The 22,448-nt window shown below is 56.9% G+C and carries 21 protein-coding genes and 1 pseudogene; 8 read left to right on the top strand and 14 right to left on the bottom strand.

The window, feature by feature from the left end; translation table 11 throughout:
* Positions 1 to 70: 70 nt before the first annotated feature.
* Together lsrK and lsrR are read right to left on the bottom strand one after the other, a co-directional pair.
* Complete coding sequence (gene lsrK / locus IB212_RS19950) at positions 71 to 1,651, bottom strand: autoinducer-2 kinase (protein WP_188245730.1); 1,581 nt, start codon at positions 1,649 to 1,651, stop codon at positions 71 to 73.
* Positions 1,652 to 1,685: 34 nt separating this feature from the next.
* Positions 1,686 to 2,654 (bottom strand): transcriptional regulator LsrR, encoded by a 969-nt coding sequence (gene lsrR, locus IB212_RS19945; protein WP_188245729.1) that lies wholly within the window; start codon positions 2,652 to 2,654, stop codon positions 1,686 to 1,688.
* Positions 2,655 to 2,870: 216 nt separating this feature from the next.
* On the opposite strand from lsrR, the gene lsrA reads away from it, so the two are divergent.
* Genes lsrA through lsrG form a run of 6 tightly spaced genes read left to right on the top strand, consistent with a single transcriptional unit; the run spans position 2,871 to position 8,556 of the window.
* Positions 2,871 to 4,358 carry an autoinducer 2 ABC transporter ATP-binding protein LsrA gene (gene lsrA, locus IB212_RS19940; protein ID WP_188245738.1) on the top strand — a complete coding sequence of 496 codons (1,488 nt, stop codon included), beginning with the start codon at positions 2,871 to 2,873 and terminating at the stop codon, positions 4,356 to 4,358.
* On the top strand, positions 4,355 to 5,386 hold the full coding sequence (gene lsrC, locus IB212_RS19935; protein WP_188245728.1) for an autoinducer 2 ABC transporter permease LsrC: 1,032 nt from the start codon (positions 4,355 to 4,357) through the stop codon (positions 5,384 to 5,386). The genes lsrA and lsrC overlap by 4 nt, the downstream gene beginning before the upstream one ends.
* The gene (gene lsrD, locus IB212_RS19930; protein ID WP_047364656.1) at positions 5,387 to 6,364 is read left to right on the top strand and encodes an autoinducer 2 ABC transporter permease LsrD; all 978 of its coding nucleotides are present in this window, start codon (positions 5,387 to 5,389) and stop codon (positions 6,362 to 6,364) included.
* Position 6,365: 1 nt separating this feature from the next.
* Positions 6,366 to 7,367, top strand: a complete 1,002-nt coding sequence (lsrB, locus tag IB212_RS19925; protein ID WP_188245727.1) for an autoinducer 2 ABC transporter substrate-binding protein LsrB — start codon at positions 6,366 to 6,368, stop codon at positions 7,365 to 7,367.
* 11 nt (positions 7,368 to 7,378) lie between these two features.
* A complete protein-coding gene (lsrF, locus tag IB212_RS19920) occupies positions 7,379 to 8,266 on the top strand; it encodes a 3-hydroxy-5-phosphonooxypentane-2,4-dione thiolase (RefSeq protein WP_048957229.1) in 888 nt (295 codons plus the stop codon).
* Positions 8,263 to 8,556, top strand: coding sequence for a (4S)-4-hydroxy-5-phosphonooxypentane-2,3-dione isomerase (gene lsrG / locus IB212_RS19915; protein ID WP_003862606.1), 294 nt, complete (start codon positions 8,263 to 8,265; stop codon positions 8,554 to 8,556). The genes lsrF and lsrG overlap by 4 nt, the downstream gene beginning before the upstream one ends.
* Before the next feature lie 22 nt (positions 8,557 to 8,578).
* On the opposite strand, the gene IB212_RS19910 is transcribed toward lsrG, so the two are convergent.
* Complete coding sequence (locus IB212_RS19910) at positions 8,579 to 9,268, bottom strand: B3/4 domain-containing protein (RefSeq protein ID WP_188245726.1); 690 nt, start codon at positions 9,266 to 9,268, stop codon at positions 8,579 to 8,581.
* A 42-nt stretch (positions 9,269 to 9,310) separates the two neighbouring features.
* Between IB212_RS19910 and IB212_RS19905 the strand changes: the two genes are divergently transcribed.
* Complete coding sequence (locus IB212_RS19905; protein ID WP_060572073.1) at positions 9,311 to 9,913, top strand: helix-turn-helix domain-containing protein; 603 nt, start codon at positions 9,311 to 9,313, stop codon at positions 9,911 to 9,913.
* 40 nt (positions 9,914 to 9,953) lie between these two features.
* On the opposite strand, the gene IB212_RS19900 is transcribed toward IB212_RS19905, so the two are convergent.
* The 11 genes and pseudogenes from IB212_RS19900 to ygjG all read right to left on the bottom strand — a co-directional run bounded on the left by IB212_RS19900 (position 9,954) and on the right by ygjG (position 20,413).
* A complete protein-coding gene (locus tag IB212_RS19900; RefSeq protein ID WP_041907996.1) occupies positions 9,954 to 10,925 on the bottom strand; it encodes a hypothetical protein in 972 nt (323 codons plus the stop codon).
* Between the two features lie 94 nt (positions 10,926 to 11,019).
* A pseudogene (locus tag IB212_RS19895) lies at positions 11,020 to 11,208 on the bottom strand (putrescine aminotransferase); the annotation flags it as partial.
* Between the two features lie 10 nt (positions 11,209 to 11,218).
* Positions 11,219 to 11,917, bottom strand: a complete 699-nt coding sequence (locus IB212_RS19890; RefSeq protein ID WP_060572358.1) for a fimbria/pilus periplasmic chaperone — start codon at positions 11,915 to 11,917, stop codon at positions 11,219 to 11,221.
* A 7-nt stretch (positions 11,918 to 11,924) separates the two neighbouring features.
* Positions 11,925 to 12,455, bottom strand: coding sequence for a fimbrial protein (locus tag IB212_RS19885; RefSeq protein WP_317616876.1), 531 nt, complete (start codon positions 12,453 to 12,455; stop codon positions 11,925 to 11,927).
* Positions 12,456 to 12,462: 7 nt separating this feature from the next.
* Positions 12,463 to 13,002, bottom strand: a complete 540-nt coding sequence (locus IB212_RS19880; RefSeq protein ID WP_188245736.1) for a fimbrial protein — start codon at positions 13,000 to 13,002, stop codon at positions 12,463 to 12,465.
* A 9-nt stretch (positions 13,003 to 13,011) separates the two neighbouring features.
* Positions 13,012 to 14,019: a fimbrial protein gene (locus IB212_RS19875; RefSeq protein ID WP_188245725.1), complete on the bottom strand. Its 1,008-nt coding sequence runs from the start codon at positions 14,017 to 14,019 to the stop codon at positions 13,012 to 13,014.
* Complete coding sequence (locus tag IB212_RS19870) at positions 14,020 to 16,647, bottom strand: fimbrial biogenesis usher protein (protein ID WP_188245724.1); 2,628 nt, start codon at positions 16,645 to 16,647, stop codon at positions 14,020 to 14,022.
* A gap of 68 nt (positions 16,648 to 16,715) precedes the next feature.
* Entirely contained in the window at positions 16,716 to 17,378 is a 663-nt protein-coding gene (locus tag IB212_RS19865; protein ID WP_181013178.1) for a fimbria/pilus periplasmic chaperone, read from the bottom strand.
* 80 nt (positions 17,379 to 17,458) lie between these two features.
* Positions 17,459 to 17,995 carry a fimbrial protein gene (locus IB212_RS19860; RefSeq protein WP_223239606.1) on the bottom strand — a complete coding sequence of 179 codons (537 nt, stop codon included), beginning with the start codon at positions 17,993 to 17,995 and terminating at the stop codon, positions 17,459 to 17,461.
* A 64-nt stretch (positions 17,996 to 18,059) separates the two neighbouring features.
* Positions 18,060 to 18,602 carry a fimbrial protein BcfA gene (locus IB212_RS19855; RefSeq protein WP_041908007.1) on the bottom strand — a complete coding sequence of 181 codons (543 nt, stop codon included), beginning with the start codon at positions 18,600 to 18,602 and terminating at the stop codon, positions 18,060 to 18,062.
* 431 nt (positions 18,603 to 19,033) lie between these two features.
* Positions 19,034 to 20,413, bottom strand: coding sequence for a putrescine aminotransferase (gene ygjG, locus IB212_RS19850; protein ID WP_048339182.1), 1,380 nt, complete (start codon positions 20,411 to 20,413; stop codon positions 19,034 to 19,036).
* A gap of 435 nt (positions 20,414 to 20,848) precedes the next feature.
* Between ygjG and IB212_RS19845 the strand changes: the two genes are divergently transcribed.
* Positions 20,849 to 22,369: a PAS domain-containing methyl-accepting chemotaxis protein gene (locus IB212_RS19845; RefSeq protein ID WP_060572079.1), complete on the top strand. Its 1,521-nt coding sequence runs from the start codon at positions 20,849 to 20,851 to the stop codon at positions 22,367 to 22,369.
* Positions 22,370 to 22,448 lie beyond the last annotated feature (79 nt).

Genomic DNA, 22,448 nt, shown 5'->3' with positions numbered 1-22,448 from the left:
CCCGGTGGCGCTACGCTTACCGGGGCTACAAAACCCCAGGACGGATAAGCGAAGCGCCATCCGGCGTTATTTACGGCGTCGCTGCCCGCGCTAACCCCGGCGCCTGCCACATCGACGTGGTCAGCCCGCTGTCCACCAGCCCGAGCTGATCCGCGTACACCGCCTGCCATTTCTGCATCATGCCGTCATACAGCTCGCGGTGCGCCGGGTTCGGCGTAAACTCCCGGCTCCACTTCACCAGCCGCTCGCCCGTCGAGGCCATATCCGCAAACAGCCCCGCGCCAGCACCTGCCGCAATCGCGCAGCCGAGCGCCGTCGCCTCTTTCACTTCCGGCACGCGCACCGGCAGCCCGGTGACGTCGCTTAAAATCTGGCTCCACAGGGCGCCCTTTGCGCCGCCGCCCGCAAACACCAGGCTATCAAACGTCACGCCGGAGAAGCGCGAAATCTGCGTCAGGTTACAGGCCGAGACGATTGCCGCGTTCTCCTCCAGGGCGCGGAACAGCGTCGCTTTGTTGCACTTTTCCGGGTCGATGGAGAGGTTAATAAACGACGGCGCGGCGTGGTACCACTGCTTGAAATGCATCGCGTCGGAGAAGATTGGCATTACGCCGTGGGAGCCAGCGGGTACGCGGCCCGCCATCTCTTCCAGCAGGGAATAGGTGTCCATCCCCATCCGCTCGGCAATCAGCTTCTCTTCGGCACAAAAGGCGTCGCGGAACCAGCGCATGGTCAGCCCGGTAAAGAAGCTGATCGACTCCGCCTGTGCCATGCCGGGGATAACGTGCGGGTTCACGCGGATGTTCATCTCAGGGTCGGTGCGCACCTGCGGCAGGTTAACCACCTGCTGCCAGAAGGTGCCGCCCAGCACCGCCGTTTGTCCGGCGCGAACCACGCCCAGCCCCAGACAGCCCAGCTGCACGTCGCCGCCGCCCATCACTACCGGCGTGCCTTCGCGCAGGCCGCTCTGCTGCGCGGCTTCATGGGTAATGGCACCCAGCACGGTGCCGGTCTCTTTTACCGGAGAGAGAATATCTGCGCGCAGCCCGGCCATGTCGAGCAGCGCCGGACGCCAGTCGCGGGAGAAGAGATCCAGCATGCCCGTCGTGCCCGCGTTCGACGGGTCGACCGCCAGCTCGCCGGAAAGCTTCGCCGCCAGCCAGTCGCTGATCATGGTGATTGTCGCGGCCTTGCGGTAGATGTCCGGGCGATGGTGCGCCAGCCACAGCAGGCGCGGCATGGCGCTCAGCGCCAGCGTTTGCCCTGAGACGTCATACACTTCGGATTCAAAACGGTTGTCGTGGATCTCTTTGAGTTCAGCCACCTCGCGGCTGGCGCGGGCGTCGACGTTGGCGCAGGCCCAGATGGCCTCGCCGCTGCGGTCGTACAGCACGATCCCTTCGCGCATCGAACAGCAGGCAACGGACTGAATATCCGCCGCGCTCAGGCGCGCGCGCTCCAGCGCCTGCTGAATGCACCGGCAGGCCAGCTGCCAGTTGGTGTCGAGATCGAACTCCATCGACCCCGGCACGTTCTCCACGCTCAGGTGCTTCCATTCGGCCTGGCCGACGGCAATCTGGTTGCCCTGTAAATCGAAAATCACGGCGCGAACGCTGCCTGTCCCTGCATCTAACGCTAAAAGGTAACTCATGAGCTTGCCTCATTGTTAGCGCAGGGCATGCCCTTTACGTCAGGGCCAGCACCGCGCGGGCTGTCGTCTCCTCCGTCACCAGGCCATTGATACGGCGACCCTTCAGTGCGGCATAAATCGCATCGGCTTTCTCTTCCCCTCCGGCCACGCCAACGATGGTGGGCAGTTGCGCCAGTTCATCGAGAGTGACGCCCAGCAGTTCTTTGTGGATCTCCAGCTCCTCGACGCATTCCCCTTCGGCGTTAAGGAAATAACCGAGGATATCGCCCACCGCCCCTTTGCGGGCATACATCAGCTGTTCACCTTCGCTGATGTAGCCGGAGCGCAGGATCGTGGCGTTACGGCGCTGGTTTACTGAACCAATACCGACCACCGCCACGTCAGCGGCGGTGGCGGCGAGGATCACGTCCCGCACGCTGGTTTCGCGTTTTAAGATCCCGGCCACTTCGGCGGAAGACACGCGAAGCGGGGCGGGGATCATGCTGACGCTGCAGGCCGCGTCCAGCTGTCCGATACCGGTCATATATGGCCCGACGCCGCCGGAGAGCGTCACCAGGCGGATCTGCTGTGAGCTGATAAAGCCGCTCAGGTGCTGCAGGCTGCTCATGGTGGTTTCACCAAACCCCACCGCCAGCAGCTGGCCGGGCTCCAGCACGCCCATCAGCGACTGCGCCGCGCCAATGCCGAGCCGCACGTTCATCGGCGGGGTATTCAGAGCGGGCATTACGCGCACCAGCTTCAGGCCAAAGCGCTGCTGTAGCTCGGTCTCCAGCGCCAGACAGCCCTCGTAGCGGGAGTTGATCTGCACGCGGATAACCCCGGACTGGCGGCCCTTCTCCAGCAGGCGGGAAATCTTCAAACGCGGCAGCCCGAGCCGTTCACCGATGTCGTTCTGGGTCAATCCGTCGTGGTAATAGCACCAGGCCACGCGCGCCACCAGCTCCTCTTCCGCCAGTGCCAGCCCGGCAAACCGTCCTTCTTCCGCAGTGCGTTTATCGCTCATAGTTGAACTCTTATAAAAATTTAGATCATATGTTCTTGATGGCGCAGGTGGAAAGTGTGAGCCACGCGGCAAAACGGATCTTTATAGATCGTTTCTGGTTTATCTGTATCTCAATCGATAAAACTGTGATCCCTGCACGGTTGTAAATATAGTTCACCGTCTACGCTTTTGAACATTATTAAATCTAAAAATCATTTGTTCAATAGCGGAGCGATGATGACCCCACTTCTCGACGCGCGGAATATCAGCAACCAGTTCTCAGGCGTGCCGGTCTTAAAAGGCATTGATTTCACGCTGCTTGCGGGGCAGGTGCATGCGCTGATGGGCGGTAACGGCGCGGGAAAATCGACGCTAATGAAGATCATCGCTGGGGTGGAAACGCCGGATAGCGGTGAACTTTCGGTCGCGGGCGAGTCTTTTGCACGGCTTACCCCGGCGCAGGCGCACCGGTTAGGCATTTATCTGGTGCCGCAGGAGCCTCTGCTTTTCCCCAACCTGACCGTGCGGGAAAACATCCTGTTCCGCCTGCCGCGCGAGCGCGATCGGGAAAAACGGCTGGCGGAGAAACTTGAGCAACTGCAGTGCCAGCTTAACCTCGACGCCGCCGCCAGCACCCTGGAGGTGGCGGATCAGCAGATGGTGGAGATCCTGCGCGGGCTGATGCGCAATGCCAGAATTCTGATCCTCGACGAGCCCACTGCCTCGCTGACGCCCGGCGAAACCGAACGGCTGTTTCGCCATATCCGCGCCTTACAGGCGCTCGGCGTCGGGATTGTCTTTATCTCGCATAAGCTGCCGGAAATCCGCACGCTGTCAAGCCACGTTTCGGTGATGCGCGACGGCGCGGTGGTGCTCAGCGGCGAAACCGCCCAGTTTGACGACAGCGCCCTGATCGCCGCCATGACGCCGGTCAGCCGCGAGAAAGGCTTAAGCGATGCGCAAAAGCTGTGGCTGGCGCTGCCGGGCAACCGCCGCACCCAGGCGCAGGATTTCCCGGTGCTGCGCGTGGAAGATCTCACCGGAGAGGGCTTTATCGATCTCAGCCTGGAGATTTACGCCGGGGAGATCGTCGGCCTTGCCGGACTGGTCGGATCCGGGCGCACCGAGTTTGCCGAAACGCTTTATGGCCTGCGTCCCGTACGCGGCGGGCGGGTGTGGCTGGAGAGCCGGGAGATCACCTCCGATCCGGTTGGTTCACGTCTGGAAAAAGGGCTGGTTTATCTGCCGGAAGACAGGCAGGTGTCCGGCCTGTTTCTCGACGCGCCTGTCCGCTGGAACACGGTGGCGCTGAACGAGCCGTCGCTCTGGCAGCAGCGAAAGCGGGAGTCTGCGGTGGTGGAGCGCTATCACCGGGCGCTGGGGATCAAGCTCAATCATGCGGATCAAACCGTACGCACGCTCTCCGGCGGCAACCAGCAGAAGGTGCTGCTGGCACGCTGTCTGGAGGCCAATCCTTTATTGTTGATCGTCGATGAACCGACGCGCGGCGTGGACGTGTCGGCGCGCGCCGATATCTACCAGCTCATCAAAAGCGTGGCGGCGCAGAATGTTGCGGTGCTGATGATCTCAAGCGATCTCGATGAATTTCCCGGCCTCGCGGACCGCGTGCTGGTGATGCATCAGGGCGTACTCAGCGGCGAGCTGCCGCGCCACGCCGTCAGTCTCGACAGGATGATGGCGCTGGCGTTCGGAGGGCAATCATGAAGACCTTACTGAAAAACCGCGAGCTGAGCGCGTTTCTCGCCATTCTGGCGCTGTTCGCCGTGCTGGTGGCGCTGAATCCGTCCTACCTGAGTCTGCAGACGCTGGGGATGATCTTCGCCAGCGCGCAGATCCTGATCCTGCTGGCGATCGGCGCGGCGCTGGTGATGCTGACCCGCAATATTGACGTCTCTGTGGGCTCAACCGTCGGGCTGTCCGCCATTGCCGTCGGCGTGGCGCTTAATAGCGGCTACAGCCTGCCCGTTTCCATTCTCTTCGCGCTGTCCATCGGCGCGCTGGCCGGGGCGTTCAACGGCGTGCTGGTGGTGGGGCTGCGCATCCCTGCGATTGTCGCCACCCTCGGCACGCTGGGGCTTTACCGCGGGGCGATGCTGCTCTGGACCGGCGGAAAGTGGATTGAGGGGCTGCCGCCGGGACTGAAATCTCTCTCTGAGCCTGCCGCCGTCGGCATTTCGCCGCTCGGCATGGTGGTGTTGATCATCGCGGCCACCGGCGCGTGGACGCTGTCGCGCACCGCGTTCGGGCGTGATTTCTACGCGGTGGGGGATAACCTCGCCGCCGCGCGACAGCTGGGCGTGGCGGTGAACCGCACGCGCATGATCGCCTTCACCCTCAACGGCATGCTGGCGGCCTGCGCCGGGATTGTCTTTGCCGCGCAGATCGGCTTTGTGCCCAACCAGACCGGCAGCGGGCTGGAGATGAAGGCCATTGCCGCCTGCGTGCTCGGCGGCATTTCGCTGCTGGGCGGCACCGGCACGCTGGTCGGTGCGTTCCTCGGCGCGTTTTTCCTTACTCAAATCGACACCGTGCTGGTGCTGTTCAGGCTACCGGCGTGGTGGAACGACTTCATCGCCGGGCTGGTGCTGCTGGGCGTGCTGGTACTTGACGGACGCCTGCGTCAGGCGCTTTCAAGGCATCAGCGGGCGCTGAAGTACGGTCGCTTCCAGCCGGGTAACAAAGGGGGAAAGCACGTCACCCCGTTTCCCAAACGCAAAAAAGAGGTGGCGTAAATGAGGCTTAACTGGGAAAGCGCGCTGCTGATTTTACTGGTGCTGGAGATCCTGCTCTTTGGCGCCATCAATCCGCGCATGCTTGATATCAACATGCTGCTGTTCAGCACCAGCGATTTTATCTGCATCGGCATTGTGGCGCTGCCGCTGACGCTGGTGATTATCAGCGGCGGGATCGACATCTCCCTCGGCTCCACCATTGGGCTGTGCGCGATTGCGCTGGGGGTGATGATGCAGGCCGGGTGGCCGATGGCACTCGCCATTCCATTGACGCTGCTGCTCGGCCTGCTGTGCGGGCTTTTGAACGCGGCGCTGATCCACTACACCGGCATCAGCCCGCTGGTGATCACCCTCGGCACGCTTTACCTCTACGGCGGCGGGGCGCTGCTGCTCTCCGGCATGGCGGGGGCGACGGGCTATGAGGGCATCGGCGGCTTCCCGGACAGCTTTACCGCCTTTGCTAACCTCACGGTGCTGGGGCTGCCGATCCCGCTGGTGTTGTTCGCGGTGATTACCGCTTTCTTCTGGCTGATGACCCACCGCGGGCGCTTTGGCCGTCATCTGTTTTTGATTGGGCAGAACCCGCGCGCGGCGCGCTATGCGGCGCTGTCGGTCAACGGCATGCCGTATGCGCTGTACGGCCTGGTGGGCGTGGCCTCGGCGATTGCCGCGCTGGTGATGGTCTCCTATTTCGGCTCTGCGCGTTCGGATCTGGGGCGCGATTTGCTGATGCCCGCGCTCACCGCCGCCGTACTCGGCGGGGCAAATATTTACGGCGGTTCAGGGTCGGTGCTGGGTACGGCGCTGGCGGCGCTGCTGGTGGGGTATCTCCAGCAGGGATTACAGATGGTCGGCATCCCCAACCAGGTGTCGAGCGCGCTGTCGGGGGCGCTGCTGGTTGTGGTGGTGATGGGACGTTCGCTAAGTCTGCACCGCGAATGGGTGCGATCTCTCTTCAGAAAACTATCCGGAGCGTAAGATGAAAACAAAACTGCTCGTCCTGGCAATGGCCCTCAGCTTCGCTTCGGCGCAGGCGGCGGACCGCATTGCCTTTATCCCCAAGCTGGTGGGCGTGGGTTTCTTCACCAGCGGCGGCAACGGCGCGAAAGAGGCGGGGAAAGATCTTGGCGTGGACGTGACCTACGACGGCCCGACCGAGCCGAGCGTTTCCGGCCAGGTGCAGCTCATCAACAACTTCGTCAACCAGGGCTATAACGCCATTATCGTCTCCGCCGTGTCGCCGGACGGTCTCTGCCCGGCGCTGAAGCGCGCGATGCAGCGCGGCGTGAAGGTCCTGACCTGGGATTCCGACACCAAACCGGAGTGCCGCAGCATCTACATTAACCAGGGAACGCCGGAACAGCTGGGCGGCCTGCTGGTGGAGATGGCGGGCAAACAGGTCACCAAGCCGAATGCCAAAGTGGCGTTCTTCTACTCCAGCCCCACCGTCACCGACCAGAACCAGTGGGTGAAAGAGGCGAAGGCCAAAATCGAGAAAGATCACCCCCAGTGGCAGGTCGTGACCACCCAGTTTGGCTATAACGACGCCACCAAATCCCTGCAAACCGCCGAGGGGATCTTAAAAGCGTATCCGGATCTGGACGCGATCATCGCGCCGGACGCCAACGCCCTGCCGGCGGCGGCGCAGGCGGCGGAAAACCTGAAGCGGGAAGGGGTGGCGATTGTCGGCTTCAGCACGCCGAACGTCATGCGTCCGTACGTTGAGCGCGGGACGGTGAAAGCCTTCGGCCTGTGGGATGTCGTACAACAGGGCAAAATTGCGGTCAATGTCGCCGATCGTCTGCTGAAAAAAGGCGATCTTAACCCTGGCGACAGCGTGGACGTAAAAGGTATCGGTGCGCTGAAGGTGGAGCCGAACAGCGTGCAGGGCTATCAGTATGAGGCGAAGGGCAACGGCATCGTGCTGCTGCCGGAGCGGGTGGTGTTCACCAAAGAAAACATCATCAAATACGATTTCTGACGGGGGAGCAAATGGCTGATTTAGACGACATCAAAGACGGCAAGGATTTTGGCATCGGCACGCCGCAGCAGAATGTGCCGTTCACGCTGAAGGGCTGCGGCTCGCTGGACTGGGGCATGCAGTCCCGCCTGGCGCGCATCTTTAACCCGCAGAGCAACCGCACGGTGATGCTGGCCTTTGACCACGGCTACTTTCAGGGGCCGACCACCGGCCTTGAGCGTATCGATCTCTCCATTGCGCCGCTGTTCGGTGAAACAGACGTGCTGATGTGTACCCGCGGCATTCTGCGAAGCCAGGTGCCCGCCGCGACAAACAAACCGGTGGTGCTGCGCGCCTCCGGCGGTAACTCCATTCTGGGCGAGCTGTCGAACGAGTGCGTGGCGGTGGCGATGGAAGATGCCCTGCGCCTGAACGTCTGCGCGGTGGCGGCGCAGGTGTACATCGGAAGCGAGTTTGAGCATCAATCTATCAACAACATCATCAAGCTTGTCGATGCAGGGGCGCGCTACGGCATGCCAACGCTGGCGGTAACGGGCGTCGGCAAGGAAATGGCGCGTGACGCGCGCTACTTCTCGCTCGCCAGCCGCATCGCCGCCGAGATGGGGGCGCAGTTCGTCAAAACCTACTACGTGGACGAGGGCTTTGAAAAAGTGACCGCCAGCTGCCCGGTGCCGATCGTCATCGCCGGGGGCAAAAAGCTGCCGGAGCTCGAGGCGCTGGAGATGTGCTGGCGGGCGATTGATCAGGGGGCGTCCGGCGTGGACATGGGACGCAATATCTTCCAGTCCAGCGCGCCGCTCGCCATGCTGAAAGCGGTGAAAAAAGTGGTTCACGAGAACGTGAGCGCCCGGGAGGCGTTCCAGTTCTGGCAGGACGAGAAACAGGGAGAAGCAAAATGAACGTGACGCTGGTTGAAATTAACATCAAGCCCGAGCGGGTGGACGAGTTTCTTGAGGTGTTTCGCGCCAACCACGAGGGGGCCATCAAGGAGCCGGGAAACCTGCGCTTTGACGTATTGCAGGACCCGCGGGTGAAAACCCGCTTCTTTATCTACGAGGCCTATAAAGATGAAGAGGCGGTGCTGGCGCATAAGCAAACGCCGCACTATCTGGCGTGCGTGGATAAGCTCGAGGAGCTGATGTCGGAGCCGCGCAAAAAACGCAGCTTTGTGGGATTGTTGCCCGAGTAGCGGCTTTGCCCGGTGGCGCTGTTCAGGCCAGCTCCAGCAGCTTCACCTGCACCGTTGCCCCCGGCATCAACTGCTGCAAATTGTTGACCAGCTCTTGCCCTGCCTCTTCCAGTGCCGCAAGCGGCATCGACGGCAGGCTTTCAAGGATAAACCACATCGATTGCGCCTGGCTGTCCAGGCGGGTCCGTATCCCCTGTCGCCAGTTCCAGCGGCGGCAGGTGACGCCGAGATCGTCACGCCAGATAACCTCGCCCGGTTCCGGATGTTCCACCACCGGCTCTCCCTCTTTAAATGTATCAAACGGCTCGCTGCCGTCGGCCAGCGTCAGACGCGGCGCGCCCGAGTACGCCGCGAGATTTTCCCCACCCACCGGAATGGCGTAGCGAATGCTCACCGCGTTATAGATATCCACGACCGGATCCAGCGACGGCAGCGAACCGTCTTTCAGTACCCGCTTGCGCAGGGCCGCGGCCGAGCAGGGCGTACGTTTCGGTTTCGCGCCGAAGGCTTTGAATACGTTATCCCAGTCCGATAGGTGTGCATTAGCCCACGGCACATCATCATTCAACATCTGCTGGCAGGCCTGCGCCAGCGCGGCGGGCGCAACCTCCGGGTAGGTAATCGGCGCAGCTTCAACCAGAATGCTCAGCGCCCGAAAGCCAGGGGCAATCCCGGCAAGACGCGAATCTATTGACGGCGTAACGAGAGACATAAATAATCCTGTATTGACTGTTTTATACCATGGTAGTGACCAATGACAGATAAAGTCAATATAATGACTGATTTGGGTTCCGATGTTGCCCAGGTAAGCCTGGCCGTGGCGAACCGCATCCGCAACTGGCGGAAAGAGAAAAAGCTGTCGCTCGACGAGCTATCCCGTCGCGCCAGCGTCAGCAAAGGCATGCTGGTGGAGATCGAGAAAGGGGCCGCCAACCCCAGCATCGCCATTTTGTGCAAGCTGGCCGCCGCGCTTGGCATCTCCGTGGCGGATATCGTTAACGTCTCCAGCGAGCCGCTGGTGCACATTATCGAAGAAGCGGCGATCCCGGTTCTGTGGCAGGGCGCACAGGGCGGTTACGCCAGGCTCCTGGCGGGCACCGCGGGCCCGGACATGATTGAGCTGTGGCAGTGGGAGATGCATCCGGGGGAGTCTTTCACCTCGACAGGGCATCCGGCGGGAACCTTTGAGCTGCTGCACGTGAACGAAGGCGTATTGACGCTGACGGTGGATGAGACGGTTACACAGGTGAATGCTGGCGCGTCGGCGGTGGCGAAAACCGAAGCGGCGCACGGCTATGCGAACGAAGGGGAGAGCGTGCTGCGCTTCACTATGACTGTGGCGGAGTTTCACCGTTAAAAAACAGCCCGGTGGCGCTACGCTACCGGGCGAACGTCTTTCAGGAATGATGATTCTGCAACGTAGCGAGCAGACTGTCTGCACTGTATTGTCTGAGGAGTTTTTCATCTCTGGCAGGCAGCTCGCTTTGAAGAAACGCGTCCAGACCCTCGGTATTGGCACCGTTATAAATAAAAATACGGGCAGGATCGTACAGTGCCATCGTTTTAATCGACGCATTGGTGGTGATCAGCTTCTTATTCAGAACCAGCGCTTCCAGTGCGCGGAGTGTTAAACCATTTTGCTCAGGTTTGTTTATTTCCAGCATAATTGAGCAGTGTTTGGCTTTTTTAATATTGTCCAGATAGCTGAGTTTTTTATTCTGACAATTACCGGGGTAGTTATCCTGATTATTGTACTTATCCAGCAGATAAAAATCTGTCTCATAACCGCTATTTTCAAGTACCGGTGTCAGGGTACGAAGAACATCTGCCCGAATGGGTTCATAGCCACCGACAAAAAAACAGCTTTTATTTTCAGCTGCGCTCTCTTTTTGAAATTGCTGGATTTCTTGCCAGCTAAATGGCAAAAACTGCTCTATAGCACGCAAGTTATAGCGTTCGCAATCAGCAGGATCGAAGCTATAAATAGCATCAAATATGGGCCGAACGGTCTCGATGTAATCCGCATCCTGCGCCAGTTGCCCAAGAAGACGACGTTTGCGCGTCAGGGCATCAACGGAGTCGCGCAGAATCAACACTTTTTTACATGGCATGCTGGCGACATAATCCAGGAACGGAAAGACGCTGTAGCCATTACAAATCGCGATATCATCCCGCTTGATTGCCGATAATTTAACGGCACAGTGCGTGCGCTTATGCCATTTTTTTAACGCCTCGCCTGGCAGTAGGGCATTGATCGATTTGTAGCGTCGCATAATGCGATTAATTTGCTTTACGGGATGATCCTTAGCAAGCGAGTTAAGCATCATGATTTCGAAAGGATTGACCCATTCCAGGAAAAAATAGCGCATGGTCCCTCAGGAGAAGATAGCCGATATTGCAGGAATGATATCGTATTCTGCCAGACGGGTCATTAAACACCCCCTCCTGCGGAGGGGGGCGATATTACGCCTCTTCCACACTCACCCTGAGCGCTGCTTCCAGCTCCTGCTCACACTGCTCAATCGTTAGTGTCAGTAGTGGCTCAATGCGGATGGTTTTCGAGTTGTTGAGCGTCCCGGACTCCAGCACCCGCTGGCGGAACATCACGCCCGCGAAGCTGTAGCCGATTTCGTTGTCGACAATCTCGATTGCACCGGGCTCATCAATGCAGCGTCTGAACCATCATGGGCAACACCCGCCCGGCGTCATTGAGGGTTTGCCAGCGTATCTCGCAGCGCGGTGCGCGACGGCACCATTCGGTTTTTCGTTGGCTGAAGGGAGCAACAACACCAGCGTTAACAACGGGCGTGCCGTTGATGACGGTCTGGAAAAGCGTCACGTAATACGGGGTAGGATTCGTCGCGATTAATCCCTCATCGGAGTAAGACCAGCGTATTTCCCGATAGGCGCGATCGGGGTTTCCTTTTAATCCCTCCGGGCGATAGAGCAGCTTAAACGCCGAACGTACCGCTATCTGCACATCCCGACTGCCCTCATGGGCTGACGGAATACTGGCGATGTTAAGCGTAAAGAGCGATTCGCGATCGGCTGGCAGGTCAGCCTCTGCCTGCAGCAGGCGGATAATATGTTCATGTCCGGGTTTTATGGCAAATAGCGGTGGTATAACCACCAGCGAACGGCCCGCAGACCCGGGCGCTTCTGCGCCGGGCCATTTTCCACCGGGAGAGATTCGGACAGTAACAAGGTAAGGTATGTCCGACTTGTTGCGCACCGGGACGGTGGTTGATTTATCTCTTTGCTGAATGATAAACCGGGTTCCACCAACAACTACGCCCGCATGTCCCTGCGCGTTGACCAGCAACACAATCATCAGTGAAATCGCGAATATTTTCGCCGACATGACAAATTTATGCATAAGTCAAAACAAAGGTTGCTGCCGCGTTTGCGGTACCTGGGGTGACGGTATCCGTGACGGCGAGATAGCGGGCAAAGAAAACGAGCTCGGCGGTCGTTTGATTTCCGGTAAGCACAAAGGGAAGGCTCTCTCCGCTCAGCGGCAGCGGGGATTTATCGGTGTTAAAAAGGCCGATTGCGACACCGCTGGCGCTATTTTGCGCCTCGGTAATCGCCAAAAGCGCGTTGTTTTGTCCGTCAGGTGTTCCTTCGAAACGGGTAGTAATGGTGTTAAGCCCCGCCCCGCACTGCTCGACGTTAATCGTGAACCGCTCATACGGTGTCTCATTTTTAGCCTTCTCAAGCTGGGTGGCATTAACCTGCGTCATGGTAACGACCAGATGTTCTGAGTCGGGGGAAATGACGCAGGTTTTGTTTTTTATCGTTCCCGTAATATAAATCGTTCCGTCATGCGACATTGTTTTGGCCAGCGGGAACAGTGCCAGAGATACGCTAAGAAAAGCTAGTCTGATGAAGGGTTTCACGCGGGCCTCACTGATAAAGCAGATCGAAATACATCACCGCCGTGGCTTCGCCTGATGTGACGGTGGGCAAGGTGGATTTGTAGCGTAAAAAGAAGGTCAACAGATTGTCCCCCGGCGCAAGCGGATAGTGGGCAGATTCGGTGTTGTTAATATCGATGGGCGTGAGAGTGCTATCCAGAAGCTCTACGCCCAGACCGGTCGCCATGGTTGCGAGGTGGCCTTTACCGGTATCTGAAAGCGCCAGCAGGGAGGGATTGTCCCGATCCGCCTGTCCGGTAAACCACACCTGAGTATCGGTAATCGCAGCGGTACAGCCTTTGAGACTAATATCGAATTTTTTCGGGGGAGTGGTGGAGCCCGGTACGGGAAAATCGCCTGCGGAAAACTCGCCCATGTCGACAGTCTGCTCCACGCTTTGCGTATCGACATTGCAGGATTCACCGACAATGGTACCGAAAACGTGAAGGTTATAACTGCCGTCAGCCATGACGAACGGGGTGAATAACAGGGCTGTCAGATACAGCCCTTTTTTCCAGGTAATATTCATCATTTATCCTCAGGCGAAATCAATGCGTAACAGTGCCAGAGCGGTGAAAACACCCAGCTCGGGAGAAAGACCCGTGGTGCTGATTGGATACGCTTGCAGCGTCACGTTGGCTTTTCCAGAGATATCCGTCTCGAAGGGCGCGTGACTTGAAAAGACGTTCGGCGTAAGGGGCGTGCCGTCCTCACGGGTGACGACGACCCCCACGTCCGGATTGTCCGTAGCCAGCGCCTGTGGATAACGACTGTCCGCCGTGCCCGTTAAGCGCAGCGTTAACTGCGCGGGAGATTCAACGTCCCCATTGCATTCGACCGGAACGTTAAAGGTTTTTGGACGGACATTATCGGGCATCTGCCCCGCCTGTCTGAAATCACCGTGGTAGAGTTTACCCAGATCCACCGTGACGGTTTGCCCGGCGTTGATGACGCAGTTTTGCGGAACGCTAATCACCCCGCTGTAGATGATTTTATAAACAACCGTATTAACCGGCTCATGATCCGTTGTGGTGATATAGACGTTAAACATGAGCCTTGAGGGGATCACGACGGTGCCGATAAAGGGTTTTACAATTTGCAGCCTGAACACAAGATGACTGTCGTTGACGGGGAATACCCCTCCCGTATCGACTTCGTCATGGCCGCCCATATGCACATATTCAACTGGCGGATAGAAATCGCCGATGGTGGCATCGTGAATTTTCATGGCCCCAATGATGTAATCCGGATCAAGCTGCAGATACTTCCATTCGCCTTCGGTTTTGATGACGGGATACGGGCTCAGGTAAGTACGATAGGTTCGTTTGTCCCAGTCCCCCGCCGGACATCTTGCACCGATATTAACATCCTGACTTTTCTCTAATTCTGTACCGCTACCGGGGCGATTCTGATCGGTCGTGAGTGTAGTGGTCAGGTCGTAGTTAACGATGGAAATGCTGCCATTGGCGTTAACGCAGGTTTTGGCGAGTCCATTACCGCTAAACGCCAGCCCCGCTACGCTGATTAACATTATCCATAGCTTCATTTATAAACACTCCATTTTCAGCCGTACCAGCGGCGCTTTGCTTTCCGGTAGTTGATATCTCGCCGTACACTGCCGGTTTGCACCTTCTCCCCATTGAATATTCAGCGTTCCTGTTGGGTTCAGGCCGGACAGATAGGTCTCACCCTCTTCACCGACAATCGTGTTGCTGCCGCCGTCGTCGCGGGTCACCATGGCGCCGAAAGGAACGGGTTTTCCACGATAGAGCAGGGTCATTAAGGCGCGCGTACCGGGGCGCGCTTTGAACGTCGCGCGCACAACAGCACCTCGTGTCGGCACAACGTGCGTCACCGCATCGTCAATATCCACATCGTCGGCCAGCGAGTTGGTATCCAGTGCCATGCGATTGAGGCGATAGGACGAGGCGTAGGGAACAACGGCATAACCACGCCAGTCCGTGTGGATGCCGGGTTCATTTTCAATCTTGACCTCTTTTGCTCCTGGCGCAGCAATGAGTACGTTGGTATCGCCCAGAGGCTGGCTCAGGGTGATGCCGTTGCGGTGCGCGATAACGCCGCCATTTAACCCGTAGTTGACCTGCTGATAGTCCCCGTTTTGGCTATAGTTATACCCGACGCTGGCATTACCGTATGCGCTGTCGTATTCCATGCTGCTCGCCCCCTGAGCGTGCGAGCCATGGCGGGTATAGCCTTGCTGCACGCTGTAGCTGAGGTTGTTGTCCTCCAGCAGCGTGCCGTTTATGCCTGCGTTCTGGGACGTGTCACCCTGTTTGTTTGTGCTCAGGCTATAGGTTGCATAGGCATAATTATGTTTTTGTCCCACTTCATTCTGTGGGGATAACCACTGGTTTAATGGCAGCGATATATTCAGCGCGTAGATTTCATCACTTCCCGACATGCCGGGGGCCTTATTGTAGTTATAGGAGAGGCTCCAGGAGACGTCTGCCCAGGTCCCGCTGTATCCAATCTGCAATAGCGTATTTTTCTCATCCGTGTGCCAGTAGCTTTGCTGGCTACCGGTAACATAAACAGAACCCGAACCAGGCAATTGCTGAGAGAGATTGAACTGCACCTTGCCGCGTTTGGTGTAGTAAAGGTTGTAGTAATCCATCCAGAGGGTTTGCGCATTATCCTCCTCCTGAGCGTCGCCTTTATAGCCCCGCATTTGTCTGTAGGCGGTTTCATCCAGGGTGTAAAACCCGGAGGTGGAGTAGCGATAGCCCAGCAGCTGAAAGTTTGTGCCAATGGCGTTTAAGGATTTCGCGTACAGAAAACGAATGGACTGTCCGGAGTGACTGCTATCATCGGCGAGGCGGCTTTTTGCGTGCGTCACGTCAACAGAGAGGGCACCCGCCTCGCCCATGTTCAGCCCTGCGCCCAATGCGGCGGCAGTGTAGTTCCGGGTCAATTGTGATCCGCCGTACGCGGTAAGACCGTGAGGAAGCCCCCAGATCAGAGAGCCCTGAATAAACTCAACGTCATCCTGCTGGCTACCGCTGCTACGGTATTCAGCCGCCGTCAGGGCGTATTTTAGTCGTCCTTCGCGCTGAAGAATGGGCACGGCGGAATAGGGCACGGAGTAGCTATTGATGCTGCCGTCTGCCTCTTTGACTTCGACCATCAAGTCACCGCTGGATGAGGTGGGGAAAAGGTCGTTGATCGCGAATGCGCCGGGCGGCACGTAGCTTTGATAAATGACGTAGCCGTTCTGCCTGATGGTTACCTGGGCATGACTTTTCGCGATTCCGCGAATGGTTGGCGCAAAGCCCTTCATGCTGTCCGGCAGCATATTGTCATCAGAGGCAATTTGCGCACCGCGGAAGGGCAGGCTGTCAAAGACATCTGAGGGGGTATAGCTGTCTCCCAGCGTTAGCCTTCCCTGAAGGGGGACGACCGTACGCTCCGCATAGGTGCTGATATGCTGCCAGCTATCGCTTTTGCCCTGAGCGCTACTGGAATGGTTCCAGGAGACATTGTCACGCAAACGCCACGGGCCGATATTTAAACCGCTGTTAAGGCCGAGAAAAGCGTTGTTGCTGGTCCCATTATCGGTTCCGCGATCGCGACTGCGCGATCCGGAAAAATTATAATTAAGCAGGAGCGCGTTAATCCCCTCATCCCACTGGTCGGGAGGAATATAGCCTCGCGCATTGTTTCTCATGGCAACCTGGGGGATGCTGATATTTAGTCTGAGCTTTTCAAAATCAAACGTGGTGCTGGCATCTGGAATGGCACCCGCCACATCAGTACAGTTATCTTTTTGAGCCGATGCCTGTAAAGAGAGAGCCTGAAGGTTGACCCCCATATTCTCAAGAGACTTCGCCGACAGGCAGGCGACAAGGCCAGTGTCATCCGTCGATTTTGCCGGGGCACTGTCTTCCACTTTCCGGGCATCGAAGGTGATATCGCGCGTAGCGATAAAGTGCTCATTCAGCCATATATCCACGCGGTAGACGCCGGGCGCCTGACCGTTAGTGGAAAAACGCGACAGATCGGCAACCGCTGAAGGATCGCCTGACAAGAAGGCGGGATTGAAAAAATACTCAGCGCGCGCTTCGGTAAGTGCGAGGAGTGCCGTAACGGCTACTGCCACGGGCGTCAGCGAGGTTAAATAGGCTGTGTCTGGAGCCGGTGAATCGTTACGCTTCATCTACTTTTCCTGCTATCCATGGCAAGGCACTTTTTGTCTGCATGCAGATCGTGTTTTCCAGTCTGCTATCAAGAACACGTTTGTGCGGGCGTATTAGCGCCAAAATCATTCACCGTCTGGAACCTGACGCGCCCGGCACCGCCGCCTGGAACAGGCAGGGTAAGGGTGTTGAAGGGGGCCACCATCGAATTTGGCAGTTGTGTATCACCGACGAAAAACTGCACAAGCGAAACGTAATAGGGGGACGGATTTTTAATGGACACCTGGCCGTTGGCTGTCTGGCAGGAGAGTGTTTTGGGCGCATCGGCGGAGAGAGACGCCAATTTTTTCGGACGGACAAACAGTTTTATTACGCTTTGCGTGGCAATCTGTAGCGTGTTCCCATTTAGCTTACTTTTATCAATAGAGGGAATTGCTTTACTGTTAAGATAAAATACGCTTTCACGATCGGTGGGCAGGTCCGGCCCCGCATACATAATACGTAACGTATTTTCTTTTTTAGGGTGTATAACAAACAGCGGTGGGGTAATAATAAAATCAGAAGATTTTACACCATCAGCATTGGCCACCCAAGTCTGAATCAGGAATGTATTATTACTTGACGAGTTAATAACAGGTAGTGATGCCTGTTTATCACCCTGAGGATAAATGACACGAGTGGCTCCCAGGGCGATGCCGCCGGCATTTGCATCAGGTGTCATACCTGCTGTAAGCGTAAACGTTGCGGCCATGAATAAGCCAGCACGTAATTGATTAATCATGAATCCTTTCATTTTCTCTTTATTCTCTCAATGAGACGACTTTATGCATTTTATTGATAGATGACGTTAAACCAGATCTGCGCATCGGCATTTCCTGCCTGCACGTGAGGGGCTGTCGACCGATATTTCGCGATGAATCTCAGCACGTTCTCACCCCCTTGGAGGGGAGCTTTCCAGAGGGGCGTGGTACCCGGAATGAGCAGATGACCTGTCGCATCAAAAATACCTATCCCAATACCCTTCGCGGCCCCTGCACCCTTGCCGGCATGAAAGATCTGGGGATCTTTTAACGCCGTCTCTCCGTAAAACAGTACGCCGGCACGTTGGCTTACGCTGGCATCACACTCTTCAAGTTTGATTTGAAAAGGCGTCGGCATAGCCCAGTCCCCGGTCGAGATGAACTGGCTGCTACGTACCTGCCCCATGTGAACGACCAGATCCTGGCTGTCGGTGTTCACGGTACAGGCGGCATTAACGACCTGACCCATAAAGGTGACCTGCCCATCTTCACTCGCCAAAGCATGCCCTGAAGTACACGCTATCAGGCCCAGAGCGAGTAATACGTATTGAGTGGCATACTTCATCATTCGCTAAATTTCCATTGAACGCGTAACACCTCTCCGTCAGAGAGGTGTCACAGACGTTAGCGAATCAGGAGTAAACCATCTGGAATGTTGCCGTGGATGAGACGTTACCGGGTGTTGCGGCTCCCGTCGCGATGTAGTCCACGCTCAGAGGAATGATATTTTCGCCGTTGATGAGTTTTGTGGAGGAGGACGTCTCACCCAGCTTCAGCGTGTTGCCATCTGGGCCAAACAGTTGCAGAGCAACGTTGGTGGCGGCACCTGCGCCTGCGGTATTCGCCAGGGAGCCAACCTGAGCGGCATCCTGTTGGCCGTTAAAGATAACCGCAGCGTTTTGGCTGACGGTCGTGTCGCAATCTTCCAGCACGATGCTGAAATCTTCTTTTTGATTTGCCTGCATACCGGCAGCGGTCAGTTTGACAGTGCGAACCTGGCTCAAAATGACGGTCTGATCGACGGAATCAGCCGCAACGGAACACGCGGCGTTAACCACCTGACCGACGAAGTTCACCGTACCGCCGGAGACGGTTACGGTATCAGCCTGAGCGTTCATCGCCAGGCCGCCCAACAACGCTGTAGTCACAGCCATACCCAACAATTGCTTCTTCATAGAAATCCTTTTAAAAAAAAATTAACGTTAATAATATCTGGAATACCAGAAGGGCCTTGCTATACATCCAAAAATATCAACAGTAAAATATTATATTAGACATTTTGGTATCGTAATTTATAATTTAATTCTCACATGGTAGAAATGTACCGAAGGTAATGCAATCTATTTGTTCGGTGTTTTTATTAGAACTTCTTAATTTATGATTAAAATAATCTTAATCTATGGGAACCTATTTGCCGGGGTTATATTAATTTATGTGAATATATAATATGTGAAATCGGTGATATCAGTAGCGAGGCATACGAATACCGTTTGAATAACTATTATCAGTCCCTGATTTATTTACGGTTGTGGTAAATGTTGCCGTAATGATTATTTTATTACGTTAAGAAATAACAGGAGCCCCCACTAAATAGGGGGGCTCATTATTACGCCTCTGCCACGCTCACGCGCAGGGCTGCCAGCGCTTTGCGCGCCGCTTTCAGCACCTGCTCACACTGCTCAACGGTGAGCGTCAGCGGTGGCTCAATGCGGATGGTTTTCGAGTTGTTGAGCGTCCCGGCCACCAGCACCCGCTGGCGGAACATCTCGCTCGCGAAGCTGTAGCCGATTTCGTTATCAACAAATTCAATTGCCATCAGCATCCCTTTGCCGCGGGCCTCCTGCACCAGGTCCGGGTATTCCCGGCCCAGCTGGCGGAAGCCGTCCAGCAGCATGTCGCCTTTCTGCTCCGCCTGCGCAGGCAGGTTTTGCTCCAGCAGCACGTTGATGGTCGCCAGCGCCGCCGCGCAGGCCAGCGGGTTACCGCCAAAGGTGGTGGTATGCAGGAACGGGTTGTCGAACAGCACAGAGAAGACCTCTTCCGTCGCCACCGTCGCACCTATTGGCATCACGCCGCCGCCCAACGCTTTCGCCAGGCACAGGATGTCCGGCTGAACGTTCTCATGCTCGCAGGCAAACATCTTGCCCGTGCGCCCCATCCCGGTCTGGACTTCGTCGAAGATCAGCAGCGCGCCAAACTCATCGCACAGCTGTCGCACGGCGGGCAGATAGCCCTGCGGAGGCAGGATGACGCCGCCTTCGCCCTGAATCGGCTCCAGGATCACCGCCGCCACGTCGTCGCCGGTTTTGCGGCATTCACTCAGCACGGTGCGCATGGCGTTAATGTCACCGAACGGCACGTGGCGGAAGCCCGGCAGCAGCGGCATAAACGGTTTGCGGAAGGTGGATTTGGCGGTCGCCGACAGTGCGCCCAGGGATTTCCCGTGGAACGCGCCGCTGGTGGCGATAAAGGTAAATTTCCCGCGCGGCGACTGGTACGCTTTGGCGAGCTTAATCGCCGCTTCGACCGACTCGGTGCCGCTGTTGCTGAAGAAGCTGTATTTCAGCTTGCCGGGCGTTAAGGCCGCCAGCGTTTTCGCGAGCATGGCGCGAAGCGGGTCGAGCAGTTCCTGGCTATGGAGAGGTTGTTTCGCAAGTTGATTCTGTACGGCGGAAACCACTACTGGATTACGGTGCCCCACGTTAAAGATACCGAAACCACCCAGGCAATCTATAAACTCCTGTCCCTGGGTGTCGACAAGCGTGTTGAGACTTCCCGCTTGCCACTCTACGGCTCCGTAATCCCCGCCGGCGGTAACAGATTTGCGATACTCCAGAAAACCAGGATTCACATGCTCTTTAAAGTAATCAATGACCTCTCGGTTAAGTTGTTTCATCTCCTCATGATCGAGCGTTCGCTTCTCAATGAGATTCAGTGCGTGCGCGGTACAGGCAAGAGCCGAGGCGCTGGAAGGTAACCTGTTCAAAATATGCTCCCGGGGATCGCGTATCACATGATACTGAGTTAAGTATTGCAGGGATTACGCCACTTCAGATGACTTAACGAAAATCGGGATAAACGCCAGGTTAAAATTATGTTGCGCAATATTTAATCATGCCGGAGCAATCGAAACGGGATTTAGGGGTACAGGGCAACCCGCATTCTCAGGTGCATAAAAAGGCAATTGCACTAAAGGAGTGCATGGCTTGCGGCTTAAGTGGGCGTTAACAGGTCATGCTTTATAGGTAATTTCTTTGCGAAAGTATTTGGAATCAATGAATTATAAAATCTCACAAAAAGTGCGGTTTAAGTGAAATCTGCGATCTCCATCAAGTTTAACAACTAAAGATAAATTGTTTACCGCCGAAAAAACAATAAACCACAAAATTAACATTCGAATAACCTGCAAGGAATGCCCGTCATGTCTTCTCCTTCCTGTGTCACCCAGAATAATTATCCTCTGGACGATGACACCACCTTAATGTCGACCACCGACGTCCACAGCTATATGACCCATGCGAACGACACCTTTGTGCAGGTGAGCGGCTATCAGCTTGATGAGTTGATGGGCCAGCCGCACAATCTGGTGCGCCATCCCGACATGCCAAAAGCGGCGTTTGCCGATATGTGGTACACCCTGCAGCAGGGTGAGCCGTGGAGTGGCATTGTCAAAAACCGACGTAAGAATGGCGATCATTACTGGGTGCGCGCGAATGCGGTACCGATGGTGCGGAATGGGCAGGTGACGGGGTATATGTCGATCCGCACCAAAGCCACGGAGGAAGAGATCGCTGCCGTAGAGCCGCTCTACCGGGCGCTGAATAACGGGAGCTGTAAAAAACGCATCCAAAAAGGACTGGTGGTGCGTAAGGGCTGGTTGGGTAAACTTCCTTCCATGCCGCTACGCTGGCGCGTACGCAGCGTGATGGCGGTGCTCTTTGCCGCGCTTGCCGCTACCCTGGTGACCACCTCCGCAGGCTGGGTGCCGCTCGCCGCGGCCGCCGTGATAACGCTGCTGGGAACGCTGCTGTTTGAGCAGCAAATTGTCCGCCCGATCGAAAACGTCGCGCATCAGGCGCTGAAGGTGGCGACCGGCGAGCGCAACAGCGTGCAGCATCTGAACCGCAGCGACGAGCTGGGGCTGACCCTGCGCGCGGTAGGACAACTGGGGCTGATGTGCCGCTGGCTCATCAATGACGTCTCAAGCCAGGTGATGAGCGTCCGTGACGGCAGCGACAGGCTGGCGCAGGGGAACGAAGCGCTGAACGATCGTACGCGTCAGACCGTGGCGAACGTGCAGCAGACCGTCGCAACGATGAACCAGATGGCCGCTTCCGTTCAGAGCAACTCAGAAACCGCCGCCGAAGTGGACAAACTCTCCGTCGCCGCGAGCAGCGCGGCGACGAAAGGCGGCAACGCGATGCAGACCGTGGTGAAAACGATGGATGACATCGCCGATAGCACGCAGCGCATCGGCTCGATTACCTCCCTGATTAACGACATCGCTTTCCAGACCAATATCCTGGCGCTGAATGCGGCCGTTGAAGCGGCAAGAGCCGGCGAGCAGGGGAAAGGCTTTGCCGTGGTCGCGGGGGAAGTTCGCCACCTTGCCAGCCGCAGCGCGAATGCGGCTAACGATATCCGCAAGCTGATTGATGCCAGCGCCAGCAGGGTACAGTCCGGCTCCGAGCAGGTGCACGCCGCAGGCCGCACGATGGATGACATTGTCGAGCAGGTGAAAAACGTCACGCAGCTCATCGCGCAGATCAGCCACTCGACGTCCGAACAGGCGACCGGGTTGTCAGAGCTAACCCGCGCGGTGGCGGAACTGGACAGCATTACGCAAAAAAATGCCGACCTGGTCGAGGAGAGCGCGCACATCTCTGCCATGGTGAAACACCGCGCCGGGCGTCTTAAGGATGCGGTGACGGTGCTCCATTGAGCCAGTAATGTTCCGGAAAAGTCGTTTATACCGTAAGGAATAAACGGCTTTTTTATTTGTGATTGTGACTATTAATGTT

It is taken from the genome of Enterobacter sp. E12 (genome assembly GCF_014596715.2).
Classification (GTDB): Bacteria; Pseudomonadota; Gammaproteobacteria; order Enterobacterales; family Enterobacteriaceae; genus Enterobacter; species Enterobacter bugandensis.
Note: the sequence above shows the minus strand (reverse complement) of the source record. Positions and strands in the feature narration are given on the sequence as shown.